The organism is Aliamphritea ceti, from assembly GCF_024347215.1.
Classification (GTDB): Bacteria; Pseudomonadota; Gammaproteobacteria; order Pseudomonadales; family Balneatricaceae; genus Amphritea; species Amphritea ceti.
The window spans coordinates 3240303-3253061 of the sequence record NZ_AP025282.1 but is presented as its reverse complement, the minus strand read 5'-3'; the positions used below and the strand labels follow the sequence as shown (position 1 = coordinate 3253061).

12 protein-coding genes and 10 tRNA genes are annotated in these 12759 nt (G+C 48.5%); 20 read left to right on the top strand and 2 right to left on the bottom strand.

The window, feature by feature from the left end; translation table 11 throughout:
• Positions 1-74: 74 nt before the first annotated feature.
• Both OCU49_RS14950 and syd read right to left on the bottom strand, forming a co-directional pair.
• Entirely contained in the window at positions 75-650 is a 576-nt protein-coding gene (locus OCU49_RS14950; protein WP_261841354.1) for a YajG family lipoprotein, read from the bottom strand.
• Positions 651-656: 6 nt separating this feature from the next.
• The gene (gene syd / locus OCU49_RS14945) at positions 657-1241 is read right to left on the bottom strand and encodes a SecY-interacting protein (protein ID WP_261841353.1); all 585 of its coding nucleotides are present in this window, start codon (positions 1239-1241) and stop codon (positions 657-659) included.
• Between the two features lie 233 nt (positions 1242-1474).
• Here syd and OCU49_RS14940 point away from each other — a divergent pair.
• The 20 genes from OCU49_RS14940 to OCU49_RS14845 all read left to right on the top strand — a co-directional run bounded on the left by OCU49_RS14940 (position 1475) and on the right by OCU49_RS14845 (position 12759).
• Positions 1475-1550, top strand: a tRNA-Val gene (locus OCU49_RS14940).
• 21 nt (positions 1551-1571) lie between these two features.
• Positions 1572-1648 (top strand) — tRNA-Asp (locus tag OCU49_RS14935).
• A gap of 58 nt (positions 1649-1706) precedes the next feature.
• A tRNA-Val gene (locus OCU49_RS14930) sits at positions 1707-1782 on the top strand.
• Positions 1783-1788: 6 nt separating this feature from the next.
• A tRNA-Asp gene (locus OCU49_RS14925) sits at positions 1789-1865 on the top strand.
• Between the two features lie 59 nt (positions 1866-1924).
• A tRNA-Val gene (locus OCU49_RS14920) sits at positions 1925-2000 on the top strand.
• 6 nt (positions 2001-2006) lie between these two features.
• A tRNA-Asp gene (locus tag OCU49_RS14915) sits at positions 2007-2083 on the top strand.
• Positions 2084-2142: 59 nt separating this feature from the next.
• Positions 2143-2218, top strand: a tRNA-Val gene (locus OCU49_RS14910).
• 20 nt (positions 2219-2238) lie between these two features.
• A tRNA-Asp gene (locus OCU49_RS14905) sits at positions 2239-2315 on the top strand.
• Between the two features lie 58 nt (positions 2316-2373).
• Positions 2374-2449 (top strand) — tRNA-Val (locus OCU49_RS14900).
• Between the two features lie 20 nt (positions 2450-2469).
• Positions 2470-2546, top strand: a tRNA-Asp gene (locus tag OCU49_RS14895).
• A 401-nt stretch (positions 2547-2947) separates the two neighbouring features.
• Positions 2948-3883 (top strand): GGDEF domain-containing protein, encoded by a 936-nt coding sequence (locus tag OCU49_RS14890; protein ID WP_261841352.1) that lies wholly within the window; start codon positions 2948-2950, stop codon positions 3881-3883.
• Positions 3884-3951: 68 nt separating this feature from the next.
• Positions 3952-4917, top strand: coding sequence for a 1-aminocyclopropane-1-carboxylate deaminase/D-cysteine desulfhydrase (locus OCU49_RS14885; RefSeq protein ID WP_261841351.1), 966 nt, complete (start codon positions 3952-3954; stop codon positions 4915-4917).
• A 41-nt stretch (positions 4918-4958) separates the two neighbouring features.
• Positions 4959-5840: an NAD(+) kinase gene (locus OCU49_RS14880; RefSeq protein ID WP_261841350.1), complete on the top strand. Its 882-nt coding sequence runs from the start codon at positions 4959-4961 to the stop codon at positions 5838-5840.
• Position 5841: 1 nt separating this feature from the next.
• Positions 5842-6816, top strand: coding sequence for a metallophosphoesterase (locus OCU49_RS14875; protein WP_261841349.1), 975 nt, complete (start codon positions 5842-5844; stop codon positions 6814-6816).
• A 6-nt stretch (positions 6817-6822) separates the two neighbouring features.
• The gene (locus OCU49_RS14870; RefSeq protein ID WP_261841348.1) at positions 6823-7680 is read left to right on the top strand and encodes a rhomboid family intramembrane serine protease; all 858 of its coding nucleotides are present in this window, start codon (positions 6823-6825) and stop codon (positions 7678-7680) included.
• A gap of 45 nt (positions 7681-7725) precedes the next feature.
• Positions 7726-7992 (top strand): YeaC family protein, encoded by a 267-nt coding sequence (locus tag OCU49_RS14865; RefSeq protein ID WP_261841347.1) that lies wholly within the window; start codon positions 7726-7728, stop codon positions 7990-7992.
• Positions 7982-8830 (top strand): DUF2797 domain-containing protein, encoded by an 849-nt coding sequence (locus tag OCU49_RS14860; protein ID WP_376787880.1) that lies wholly within the window; start codon positions 7982-7984, stop codon positions 8828-8830. The genes OCU49_RS14865 and OCU49_RS14860 overlap by 11 nt, the downstream gene beginning before the upstream one ends.
• A gap of 169 nt (positions 8831-8999) precedes the next feature.
• Positions 9000-11633: an aminopeptidase N gene (gene pepN, locus OCU49_RS14855; RefSeq protein WP_261841346.1), complete on the top strand. Its 2634-nt coding sequence runs from the start codon at positions 9000-9002 to the stop codon at positions 11631-11633.
• 94 nt (positions 11634-11727) lie between these two features.
• Positions 11728-12114 (top strand): hypothetical protein, encoded by a 387-nt coding sequence (locus tag OCU49_RS14850; protein WP_261841345.1) that lies wholly within the window; start codon positions 11728-11730, stop codon positions 12112-12114.
• Between the two features lie 60 nt (positions 12115-12174).
• Positions 12175-12759 carry an HAD family hydrolase gene (locus tag OCU49_RS14845; RefSeq protein ID WP_261841344.1) on the top strand — a complete coding sequence of 195 codons (585 nt, stop codon included), beginning with the start codon at positions 12175-12177 and terminating at the stop codon, positions 12757-12759.

Here is a 12759-nt window from a genome sequence, read left to right as displayed (position 1 = left end):
ACAGGCCATCAGGCCTGTTTTTGTTTGTTGGAGAAGAGCTTTGTAAGGTTATTTCGCTGCCTTGCTTAGCTGTTTTATTGTGAGATGAAATCCAGTAGCTGAGGGTCACTGAAGGCGCGACTTAACGTTTCAAGAATGATTTCCTGAACGATGGCCTGATTTTCCTGAAGATCCGGAGTAGCGACAAACTGGTGTTGCTTCTGGCTGTTGTAGTTGCCGGTGTAGCTGCGGTTGTATTTGCTGGCTTTTACTTCGAGACCGGCTTTAACTGTCACTGTTTGCAGTGCTTCTACGGTTGCGGAATAGCTCAGATCAGTGAGGACCAGTACCAGTTTAACTTCAGCATTACTGGCGACCGGTGTTGCGTCGAGTTTCACCAGTGCAACTTTAGCTCCCTGATTGATTTGCATGTTGGCTGGCAGAGCCAGTTCTACAGGAGCACGGTCACTGAGGCGACTGATACGGTAACCAATCAGGCTGTCTGGACGCAGGTCGCGGGTTTCAACTTCAACTGTAAGGCCTTCAGGTAAGCGTTGCTTGGTATCAATTTTGGGGTGCAGGGCTTGCAGGTCTACCTGGTGGGGCTGAAATTTGCTGCAGCCACTTAGTAGCAATAATGAGGCGAATACAGACATCATTAAAAAACGCATAACTGATTACTCCGTGTCAGGGATAGGTAAAGGCGTCAGTGTCGTGAGGAATTCACTTAATGAGCCTGCTATCTTTCGGATTGCCGGGCGGCCCGGAAGTTCCAGCCAGACTTCTCCACTGTCGTTATCGATACTCAGGTAGTGATCACCGTCGGGCTCTGTACAGGCAAAAAAGATGCTTGGCGGATGGCGTTGCTTTTGTTTGTTGAGCAGGTGACCAATCAGGTTGCCTCTTAAACGTTCGCAGTCTTTTTCGCTCCAGATGAATAGCAGGCTAAGGTCGCCTTCAGAGCACTGGGCAGGGATTGGATCAGACCAGTAGCTGCTGTACCAAGTGCGAATATCAGGATGAACTTTGTACCCAAGTGCTTCTTCCAGACGATCAAACATATCTTCTGCGTAGCTGTTTTGCTGAATGGGTTGCCATACCTGGTGGCTTTCAGTATTTGCAGGGGACTCTTGGTAGCAGGCAGAAGGCCAGTCTGTATCGGCCAGTGTCAGGGGTAGCCGGCCGTGAGTGCTGTGTTGCAGTTCAATGCTGGATTGGATGAACTGATCAATCTGTTTCTGTAGGTTGTCTGCTGTTTGCATGTAGTGTCTTTCCCCTAAGTGATGGGCTCAGTATAAAGGGTTCTGGGGATAAATGAATGTCGGTCATTCTATTCCTGCAGCATAAAGTTGAACTAATTGAATTAGTTAGAAAATATCGGGCAGGGTGTAGTTCGGTAAATCGCGAATAAATTACTTAGTGACGGCTGTGAAATAATTTCGGATAAATGTTTGACAAGGCACGTAAAATCCTTACAATTCGGCTCTCGATTTGAGGGCGTGTAGCTCAGTTGGGAGAGCGTCGCCCTTACAAGGCGAATGTCGGGAGTTCGAGCCTCTCCACGCCCACCATCAAATCGAACACTATAGAGTGGAGCGGTAGTTCAGTTGGTTAGAATACCTGCCTGTCACGCAGGGGGTCGCGGGTTCGAGTCCCGTCCGTTCCGCCACTCTTCTTAAGAAGAGAAACTCTTGAAGCAGAGTCTAAAATCTTCAACTTTGTTTAGTGGGCGTGTAGCTCAGTTGGGAGAGCGTCGCCCTTACAAGGCGAATGTCGGGAGTTCGAGCCTCTCCACGCCCACCACTAAACGGAGCGGTAGTTCAGTTGGTTAGAATACCTGCCTGTCACGCAGGGGGTCGCGGGTTCGAGTCCCGTCCGTTCCGCCACTTCTCTTGAGAAGCGGCAGCTCTTGAAGTAGAGCCAAAAATCTTCAACTTTGTTTAGTGGGCGTGTAGCTCAGTTGGGAGAGCGTCGCCCTTACAAGGCGAATGTCGGGAGTTCGAGCCTCTCCACGCCCACCACTAAACGGAGCGGTAGTTCAGTTGGTTAGAATACCTGCCTGTCACGCAGGGGGTCGCGGGTTCGAGTCCCGTCCGTTCCGCCACTTCTCTTGAGAAGCGGCAGCTCTTGAAGCAGAGCCTAAAATCTTCAACTTTGTTTAGTGGGCGTGTAGCTCAGTTGGGAGAGCGTCGCCCTTACAAGGCGAATGTCGGGAGTTCGAGCCTCTCCACGCCCACCACTAAACAAGCTTATCGCTGCGGAGCGGTAGTTCAGTTGGTTAGAATACCTGCCTGTCACGCAGGGGGTCGCGGGTTCGAGTCCCGTCCGTTCCGCCACTCTTCTTATGAAGAGAAGCTCTTGAAGCAGAGTCTAAAATCTTCAACTTTGTTTAGTGGGCGTGTAGCTCAGTTGGGAGAGCGTCGCCCTTACAAGGCGAATGTCGGGAGTTCGAGCCTCTCCACGCCCACCACTAAACAAGCTTATCGCTGCGGAGCGGTAGTTCAGTTGGTTAGAATACCTGCCTGTCACGCAGGGGGTCGCGGGTTCGAGTCCCGTCCGTTCCGCCACTTTATCTTTTTATTTCCTCTTAGCTTCTGGCTCTTCTTGTTGCAGTTTCTGTAAGTTTTCACGCTATTTCTAACTATTTTTGTTGTTTCCCTGTCTTCTTCTCTTGCTGTGTTTTCTTGAACTTTGATCTAGTTGTCTTTTTATATTTTTAATTGATTCTGCTTGCTGAACGGAAAATTAATACCATTACTGTCATTATGGGTAATCAACGAGGTGCAGTGGCGGAGTGATTATGTTTCCATTACGCCCTTAATGCGCCATCTGATGTTCAGCCCTGTCCTTTCGATAGCCTGATAGATAACAAGGAACTGGAGCAGAAAGTTGTTTTTTCTGCCTGGTACACATGTTTGTGTTGTTTGACTCTATACACTGTTTAGAACTTTCAGGTATCGGATAACCTATGAGAAATACTACTGTGTTAAGTGAAATTACCGCGATATGCCCAGATCCGATTATTGCCGTTGATGGTAAGGGAGTTATTTCGGTTTTTAATCCGGCTGCAGAGAAATTGTTAGGTTATCAGGCTGATGATGTAGTGGGTAAGATGCATATTCGTGCATTGTATTCCAGTGAAGCAGATGCCCGTGCAGTTATGCTGACGATGTTGTCAAGTCGTTTAGGGGCGTCAGGTAAGTTGGAGGGCTATGAGACAGCTATTCTTTCTCATGATGGAACGCGGATTCCTATCCGGCTTTCGGCTTCCCTTGTCAAAGATGGTGATCGTCGTGGCAGTATTGGTTTCTTTCATGATCTGACGCAGCAGAAAAGCCTTGAAGCAAATCTTAAAAAGCAATCGATTACTGATGACTTAAGCGGTCTTTATAATCAGCGCTATTTCTATTCGCGATTGTCAAAAGAAATGGAGCGGGCCAAGCGATATGGCGGTCGTGTTAGCTTGATTTGTATCGATCTGGATGGTTTTAAGCAGGTAAACGACCGGCTTGGGCATCTTGAAGGTGATCAGGTTATTCGGCGAATGGGGCAGTTGTTGCAAGATACAATCAGGGATTCTGACTTAGCATTTCGATATGGTGGCGATGAATTTATGGTATTGCTGCCTAATACTGATGCTGAGCACAGTATGAATTCAGCAAACCGTATTCGTGAGCGTTTTAATGCCAGTTGCTTTTATTCTCCGGAGTTTGCTGCGGAGGGTGAGATTTGTTTGTCGATGAGTTTGGGGGTGGCCTCAACAGACGGCAGTGAGCCGGTAGATCATCTTATTCAGCGGGCTGATATGGCTATGTATCGAGCCAAGCATGCCGGTGGTGACTGTGCTGTGCCATTACAGGGCTGTGCTGATATTAAAACTCAGGATGCAGAAGCTATCGCCTGATCTGGTCAGACTGGGCAGTTGTTGCATACTTGTATATGATGCGGGCAATATTTTTGGATTGCTGAAACGTGTCGCCAACCGATTTTTCACTTTCACTACGTGATGTTACGCCGGCCAGCTTTGCTGAGCGCCAGGTGCGTTTGCTGTTGCTTGATCTGACGGCGATTCATCCTTTCATAAGCGGTAATAAGTGGTTCAAACTGAAATATAACCTGGCTGCATATCAGGCTGCTGGGAAGTCTTACCCGTTACTGTCGTTTGGTGGTGCATGGTCGAATCATATACATGCGCTGGCATATGCTGGCTATCAGGCGGGAATTCCAACCATAGGTGTTATTCGGGGTGAGCGCCCGGCACAAGTGTCTGCAATGCTACAGGATGCTGAGTCCTGGGGAATGCAGCTTGAGTTTGTTAGCCGTGCTGAATACCGGCAAAAAGATTCAGCGGCTTTTATCGACAGTCTGCGTGCACGTTTGGGGGAGTTTGAGTATCTGCCGGAAGGGGGCTCTAATGCATTGGCGGTTAAAGGTTGTACGGAGATTGCCGGGTCTTTGAGTGCTTTGGATGATGTAGACTTCCTGTGCTGTGCCTGTGGAACTGGTGCAACTCTGGCGGGGCTGATTTCGGCTGCTCCGGTTCCGACCCAGGTATTAGGTGTGCCAGCCCTTAAGGGGGCTGACTTCCTGTATGATGATATACGTGGGTTACTTAAGCAGGCAGGCTATGCTGATAATGGGCGCTGGCGATTAATTCTCGACGCACATGAAGGTGGCTATGGTAAAATTTCGCCCCGTCTGGCTGACTGTATTGAGCGCTTTAAGATACACAGTGGTGTTCAGTTAGAACCTTTGTATACCGGTAAACTGTTGTTGGCGTTAGAGAACATGCTGGCAGGTGGAGAATTTACTGCCGGCAGTCGGGTTGTGATGGTGCATACCGGTGGTTTGCAGGGACTCCGGGGGATGGAGGAGCGTCTGGCTGAGCAACTGAAGCGTTTTCGCGACATGGAAAAACAGAGACAAGAGACAGAATAAAATTGCGCGGCAGGCTTATCTGACTGCGTTTTGGAGTGCTAATGGATAATTTTCGTAATATCGGTTTAATCGGACGTTTGGGCAGTACCAAGGTAATAGATACCCTGAAGCATTTAATTCGCTTCCTTGGTGAGCGTGGTCTGAATGCTATTCTGGATGAAAAAATAGCTTCTCTGATGCCGGGCCATAGTGAGCAGACTTGTAATACGAAAATGATGGGCGAGATATGTGATCTGGTAATTGTTGTTGGCGGTGATGGCAGCTTATTGGGTGCGGCGCGAAGCCTGGCGCAGTCGAATGTGCCTGTGCTGGGGGTTAACCGCGGCAATTTAGGCTTCCTGACGGACATTGCTCCCCATGAGATTGAAGAAAAAGTTGGCGAAGTACTTAACGGCCAATATACCGTTGATCGTCGTTTTCTGATTGATGTGGTTGTTAAGCGTAAGGGCGAGCCGATTGGTGAAGCGACAGGTCTGAATGACTGTGTATTACACCCGGGTAAGTCAGCACGAATGATTCAGTTCGAGCTGTATATTGAAGGTCAGTTTGTCTATACCCAGCGTTCTGATGGCTTAATTGTATCTACCCCGACAGGCTCAACCGCCTATGCGTTGTCTGGCGGTGGTCCGATCATGCATCCTAAGCTTGATGCGCTGGTGCTGGTACCAATGTTTCCGCATACATTGTCGAGCAGACCAATAGTAGTGGACGGTAACAGCGAGCTGAAGCTGGTTATCAGTGACAGCAACGAGACGTATCCGACCATTAGTTGTGACGGTCAGAAAGATATCAGTTGTGCGCCGGGCGATACGATTACGATTCATAAGAAGCCGCAGAAACTGAAGTTGTTACATCCGCTGAACCATAACTTTTATCAGACCTGTCGTGAAAAACTCGGCTGGAGTACGAAGCTGGGTGACTGATATGCAACAAAAATGGCAGGGGTATGACCTGATTGGCGATGTACATGGCTGCGCCAATACTTTAATTCTGTTACTTGAAAAGCTTGGTTACAGTAAGCGTAACGGGGTGTTTTCGCATCCTTTCCGGCAGGCTATCTTTCTTGGTGATATTGTCGATCGTGGGCCGCGTATCCGTGAGGCGCTGCATATTGTCCGGGATATGGTTGATGCAGGCTGTGCGCAGATTGTGATGGGTAATCATGAATTTAATTACCTTTCTTATACAACACCCGGCCGGCCAGGTTCCGGTATGCCGTATTTACGTGAGCATAACCGCCGCCACTTGCGGATACTGAATGAAACCCTCGATCAGTTTGCGAATCATCCGGATGATAAACGGGATTTTCTAAATTGGATGCAGGAGATGCCGCTGTTTCTTGAGCAGGATCAGTTTCGGGTTGTCCATGCCTGCTGGTCACAGGGACATGTTGACAGTTTTCTGAAAGCGTCTGGCAGTAATCGACTCAGTGAAGATTATCTCCATCAGGCAGCTATTGTAGGCTCCTATGAGTGGGAAACCATGGATCGCTTGCTTCGAGGTACACATCTGAAGCTGCCTAATGGCGAGGAAATGATCAGTAAAGATGGCTTTAAGCGACGTTTTTTCCGAACTAAGTTCTGGTCCTGTGATCCCCAGTATTATGTTGATGTGGTTTTTCAGCCTGATCCGTTACCGGAGCATGTAGCAAGAACGCCTCTGAGTGATGCAGACCGGGCTGATTTGATTCACTATAAGCCGGATGAGCCGCTGCTCTTTATTGGTCATTATTGGTGTGAAGGTAAACCGCAGGCACTGGCAGATAATGTGGCCTGCCTGGATTACAGTGCAGTTAAGTACGGTAAGCTGGTTGCATATCGCCTTGACGATGAAACCAGTATTGATCCGAATAAGTTTGTCTGGGTTGATGTACGTAAAGAAATTGCCAGCCAGGTATAGGAGCCTATGAAACCTGTTCTCGAAGTCTCTCTGAGTGTGGATTTAAGTGAATTTACCGCCATGTTGTGGAAGCACAGCGTGCCACACCGGGTGCTGGAACAGGATGATAAGCAGATTTTACTGGTCGCACACAGTGTCAGTGATGAGCAGGTCAGAGAGTTATTTGAGCACTGGCAAAAGGGCGGCAGCTTGCAGAGTGTTCGCAGTAATCATCCGCGGAAAAGTGGTGTGTCTGTATCAGAGCTGATGCGTACGCCTGTGACTATGTTACTGATACTACTGAGTGTACTGGCGACATTCTGGGTGGATTTTGGTGCTGATTTACAGGTTATGTCATATATGTCCATTGTCGATTTTCAGGTCCGGGGCGATCAGATTCGATACGGTACAGATTTATGGGCTGAACTGAGTAAGGGCGAAGTTTGGCGGCTGTTTACCCCTGCGTTCATGCACGGCAGTGTCTTGCATCTGGTATTTAATATGCTCTGGATGTGGATAGTTGCCCGCCGGCTGGAAATGCTGTTTGGTTCTCCGGCGCTGATTTTGATGGCGCTGGTTACCGGTGTTGTATCTAACATTGCGCAGTTCTGGGATGCCGGGCCACTGTTTTTGGGTATGTCCGGTGTGGTGTTTGGCTTGCTTGGCTTTGCCGTTATATGGGACCGTCTCAAACCGCCTCAGCCGGTTGGTTTGCCGCCCGCAATACTTGGTTTTATTCTGTTCATGCTGGCGCTGGGCTATTCAGATCTGCTGGCTACGTTTGGGTTTGGGCAGGTTGCCAATACCGCTCACCTTGCCGGTTTAATTGCCGGTGTCATGTTAGCGTTAATTGCTAAGGCCATTAGTATGTTACGTCGCCCCTGAAAGGGGAGTTTATGCTAGTATTGGCGGCTCGAACCGGAGACTGATATGACTTTTGAAAAAATGATCCAGGCGATGACGCCGGATGTTTATGCCAGCCTTAAGCAGGCTGTGGAATTGGGCAAGTGGCCCAATGGTCAGAAGCTAAGTAAAGAGCAGCGTGAAACCTCCATGCGTGCTGTGATTGCCTATGAAGCAGCCAATTTGCCGGAAGAACAGCGTAGCGGTTACATAGACCGGACGAAGAAAGACGGCAGTCAGCATGGTAAGAATCCCTTAGAACCACAGGTGTTGAAGATTTTAAATGAGCACTGATATCAGTATTCTGCAGCAACTGGGCTGTGGTGCTTTAAGCAAAATGCCAGTTAGCCTGGCTGAACCTGTTGCTTACCAGCTACAGCTGGGCGAGCAGCAAATTTCTCTCAATGAATATATTGGACGTCGTATCCGGCTGAGTTTTGCCGGTGAGATTCATTGCAGTAACTGTGGCCGTAAAACCAAGAAGAGTTTTGCGCAGGGTTATTGTTATCCATGTTTCAGAAAGCTGCCGCAGTGCGATACCTGTATTATGGCGCCTGAGCGTTGCCATTATCATTTGGGTACCTGCCGTGATCCTGAATGGGGTGAGCGTTTCTGTAAGCAGAGTCACTACGTTTATCTGGCCAATTCTTCCGGTATTAAAGTGGGTATCACCCGGGGCAATCAGTTGCCAACCCGCTGGATTGATCAGGGGGCTGTTCAGGCACTGCCAATCCTGAAGGTAAGCGAACGCCGCTGGTCAGGTTTAGTTGAACGGGTTATCGGCCAGCATGTCAGCGATAAAACGAACTGGCGGGCGATGCTGAAGGGCCAGGTAGATAAACTGGATTTGATTGCTGAACGAGATCGTTTACTGGCGTTGTGTGCGGACGAACTGACCGCGCTTGAGCAAGAGCATGATACACAGTTTGAGTATCTCAGTGATTCTGAGGTACTGGAACTTAACTACCCTGTGCTTAATTATCCAAGTAAGGTCAGCAGTCTTAATCTGGATAAAACGCCAGAGGTTGAAGGTGTGTTGCAGGGCATTAAAGGTCAGTATCTGATACTTGATATCGGAGTTATTAATATCCGTAAGTACAGCTCATACCAGGTTGAATTTAGTGCAGTTTGAGGGGAATTATTTTCCGCTTCACTCCTCCAATTGCTAGGTTCCAAAATATGACACTTTTACCGACGCTGTTATTTTATCCGGATTGTAGCCAGTAATCCGGGCAGGGAAATGCCCGGTGGCACGTTTGGTTAGCGTCGGCAGGAAGTAACTGAATACATAAGGTAGCTTGATGACTCAGTCACAACCGAATGAAATTTTTCTCAAGGATTATCAGGTTCCTGCTTACCTGATTGAAACCACGGCACTGCGTTTTGAGCTGGGTGAAGACAATACCCGCGTGTTTGCCGACCTTAAAATTATCCGAAATCCTGAATGTCAGCAAAGTAACCCTGCGTTGCAGTTAGATGGTCATCCTGACCTGGTGCTTCAGGAGCTGGCTATTGATGGGCGTAGTCTGACCACCGATGAGTATCAGCGCGAAGGTGAGCTGCTAAGCATAGCAGCTGTTCCGCAAGCGTTTGAACTGCACTGTGTCACTGTTCTTGAGCCACAGAATAATACTGCACTTGAAGGCCTGTATAAGTCTGACGGTATGTTCTGCACTCAGTGTGAAGCAGAAGGTTTTCGCCGGATAACTTTTTATCCTGACCGCCCGGATGTGATGTCTGTTTTCGAAACAATAGTCGTAGCAGAAAAAGCGCTGTACCCGATTTTACTGTCGAACGGTAATGCTGTTGAACGTGGTGAAGAAGGTGACACTCACTGGGTGCGCTGGCAGGATCCTTTCCCTAAGCCTGCTTATCTATTTGCACTGGTTGCCGGTGATCTGAAATACATTGAAGACAGCTATACAACAATGTCCGGTCGCGATGTGAAGTTGCAGATCTTTGCTGAAAGTAAAGATCTCGACAAGCTGGACTACGGCATGACTTCGCTGAAAAAGTCCATGCGCTGGGATGAAGAAGTCTATGGCCGTGAATATGACCTGGACATCTTTATGGTTGTAGCGGTGGATTTCTTCAATATGGGGGCGATGGAAAATAAAGGTCTGAATATCTTTAATACGTCCTGCGTCCTGGCTCATCCGGCAACGACTGTCGATGCAGGTTTCCAGCGGGTAGAGGCGGTCGTTGCCCATGAATATTTCCATAACTGGTCTGGTAACCGGGTTACCTGCCGTGACTGGTTCCAGTTGAGTCTTAAGGAAGGCTTTACGGTTTTCCGGGATTCTGAGTTTTCAGCGGACATGAACTCGCGCACGGTAAAACGTGTTGAAGATGTGTCTTTGTTGCGTACCGCTCAGTTTGCTGAGGATGCAGGTCCAATGGCGCATCCTGTTCGCCCGGCCTCATTCATAGAGATTTCGAACTTTTATACCCTGACAGTCTATGAAAAGGGCTGTGAAGTGGTACGTATGATTCATACGTTACTGGGGGCAGATGAATTCCGTAAAGGTTCTGATCTGTATTTTGAACGTCATGATGGTCAGGCTGTGACTACTGATGATTTTGTTCAGTCTATGGAAGACGCCAGTGGTCGGGATTTAACTCAGTTCCGTCGCTGGTATTCACAGGCCGGTACGCCGGTTATTGATGCCAGTGGTACTTATGATGCAGAGGCACGGCGCTTCAGCCTGACATTGCGTCAGTCTTGCCCGGCGACGCCTGATATGGCCGAAAAGCAGCCATTCCATATTCCGGTCGCAATAGGTTTACTGGATCAGCAGGGCGGTGAATATTTGCTGGAGAATAGTGCCACGACCCAGGTGCTGGATTTCACTGCAGCTGAGCAGGTATTCCACTTCGAGAATATTGATTCTGAGCCGGTACCATCATTGTTGCGCGGTTTTTCTGCACCGGTGAAGCTGAGCTATCCCTATTCACAGGAAGCGCATATTTTCCTGATGCAGCATGACAGTGATGGTTTTAACCGTTGGGATGCTTCTCAACAGCTGGCTGTTGAAATGATGCAGGCGCTGATTGTTGATCATCAGGCGGGTAAGGCGTTACAGCTGCCGGAACAGTTAGTGAATGCGTATCGCACAGTGTTGGCAGATAGCTCTCTGGATAAAGCTATGGTCAGCAAGATTCTGACTTTGCCAAGCCAGGCGTATCTGAGTGAGCTGGCAGAGGTAATTGATGTTGAAGCGATTCACAAAGTTCGTGAGTTTGTGCGCAATACATTGGCGGCAGAGCTTGAGCCTTTATGGCAGGATGTTTATCAGGCTAATCTGAGCGAAGCGGCTTACAGTCCGGATGCTGATTCTATTGCCCGTCGGAGTCTGAAGAATCTGGCGTTGGCGTATTTGCTGGCGACTGGTAAAGAAGAGTATCTGCAGTTAGCGTTGCAGCAATATGATGCGGCTGACAATATGACTGATCAGCAGGCGGCACTGACATTGGTAACGCATTCTGATTTTAGCGCAGCAACTGATGACTTGTTGGCACGTTTTTATGACAGCTGGAAAGATGAGTCTCTGGTTGTGAACCAGTGGTTGTCTGTACAGGCGAGTAAGCCTTCTGAAGGCGCCTTAGCGCGGGTTGAAGCTTTATTGCAGCATCCTGCATATGATGCGAAAAACCCGAATAAGATACGTTCTTTAGTTGGCGCGTTCTGTGGCCAGAATCCGGTAAACTTCCATCATCAGGATGGTTCCGGGTATGCTTTCCTGGCGGATCAGATTATCCAGCTGAATAAACAAAACCCGCAGATAGCATCACGCTTGTTAGGGCCGCTTACGCGCTGGAAGAAATATGCACCGGCCCGTCAGCAGCAGATGCGTGCTGAGTTGGAGCGTATTAAAGCCAGTGGTGAGCTGTCTAAAGATGTTTTCGAAGTATTGACGAAGAGTCTGGCGGTTTAAACCGCAGATTATTTTTGCTGATCTGACAATAGGTTTCGTGCGTATTGTCAGGACAGTGACTTTATAAGAGCCATTAGAAGAAAGGAAAAGAGTGATGGAGCCAAGTATCGCTGCACAGGATAAGTACGATGTGCAACAGAACTTTCGACGTTTTGTAAAGTTTAATGAAACCTACCTGGAGCATTTTGAGCGTCTGAAGCAGGCTAAGGCCAGCCGGGTATGGATTGCCGGTGTTATCGCATTGTTGTTCGCATTTGCATCTGAGTTTTATCTGGGTGCCGCGGCGGCACTGTTGGTGCTGTATTTTTACCGGATAGGTGTTGCCTGGCAGGCATCTTTTAAGGCTGATGAAAGCCGGGAAGAAGTGATGCGCTGGTTCCACAGTAAAGGCTTTAAGTTGGAAGGTCAGATTTTGTATCGCAGTGAAGACAGTGCACTGGAAAATCCGATTGATCCTTTTAATGATGTTAATTATTCATAATTGTCTGTGACAGAGTGCTGAGTCTTTGAGTCTCTGAGTATTACTGACATTTGGAGTGATATGTTCGATCTGAATAAATTTCGTCACTGGGTATTTGATCTGGACGGGACTTTAACCCGTCCGGTTCACGATTTTGCGCATATGCGTCGTGAGTTAGGTATCCCGGAAGGTGAAGCTATTCTGGAGACGATCGAACAAACACCTGAGCCGCAAAAACAGGTGCTGTTGCAGCGGCTCGACGAGCTTGAAGGATATTATGCCCGTCAGGCAGAGCCGGCTGAAGGTGTGCAGGACCTGATTGTCAGGCTGCACGCTGCTGGTTGTAAGTTGGGTATCCTTACCCGTAATAAAAAAGATTTTGCTATTAGTTCTCTACAGGCGATTGGTGTCGGCGAATATTTCCATGCTGAAGAAGTGCTGGGCCGTGACGAAGCCAGGCCTAAGCCTGACCCTGAAGGCTTACAAAAGCTCTGTCAGCGCTGGAAGGTTGTTGGTGATGAGTTGATTATGGTGGGAGATTTCCGGTTTGATCTGGAGGCTGGTAAAGCCATAGATGCTCAGACCGTGCATGTGTCTGCTGTCGGGACAATAGAATGGCCCGAACTGACCGATGTGCGTATTCATTCGCTGGCAGAGTTACTCTGA

Excerpts from the sequence above, each read along its gene's own strand:
- pepN (WP_261841346.1), top strand. The coding sequence starts at position 9,000 with ATGACTCAGTCACAACCGAATGAAATTTTTCTCAAGGATTATCAGGTT.
- OCU49_RS14880 (WP_261841350.1), top strand. The coding sequence starts at position 4,959 with ATGGATAATTTTCGTAATATCGGTTTAATCGGACGTTTGGGCAGTACC.
- OCU49_RS14875 (WP_261841349.1), top strand. The coding sequence starts at position 5,842 with ATGCAACAAAAATGGCAGGGGTATGACCTGATTGGCGATGTACATGGC.
- OCU49_RS14870 (WP_261841348.1), top strand. The coding sequence starts at position 6,823 with ATGAAACCTGTTCTCGAAGTCTCTCTGAGTGTGGATTTAAGTGAATTT.
- OCU49_RS14865 (WP_261841347.1), top strand. The coding sequence starts at position 7,726 with ATGACTTTTGAAAAAATGATCCAGGCGATGACGCCGGATGTTTATGCC.
- OCU49_RS14850 (WP_261841345.1), top strand. The coding sequence starts at position 11,728 with ATGGAGCCAAGTATCGCTGCACAGGATAAGTACGATGTGCAACAGAAC.
- syd (WP_261841353.1), bottom strand. The coding sequence starts at position 1,241 with ATGCAAACAGCAGACAACCTACAGAAACAGATTGATCAGTTCATCCAA.
- OCU49_RS14860 (WP_376787880.1), top strand. The coding sequence starts at position 7,982 with ATGAGCACTGATATCAGTATTCTGCAGCAACTGGGCTGTGGTGCTTTA.
- OCU49_RS14845 (WP_261841344.1), top strand. The coding sequence starts at position 12,175 with ATGTTCGATCTGAATAAATTTCGTCACTGGGTATTTGATCTGGACGGG.
- OCU49_RS14950 (WP_261841354.1), bottom strand. The coding sequence starts at position 650 with ATGCGTTTTTTAATGATGTCTGTATTCGCCTCATTATTGCTACTAAGT.
- OCU49_RS14890 (WP_261841352.1), top strand. The coding sequence starts at position 2,948 with ATGAGAAATACTACTGTGTTAAGTGAAATTACCGCGATATGCCCAGAT.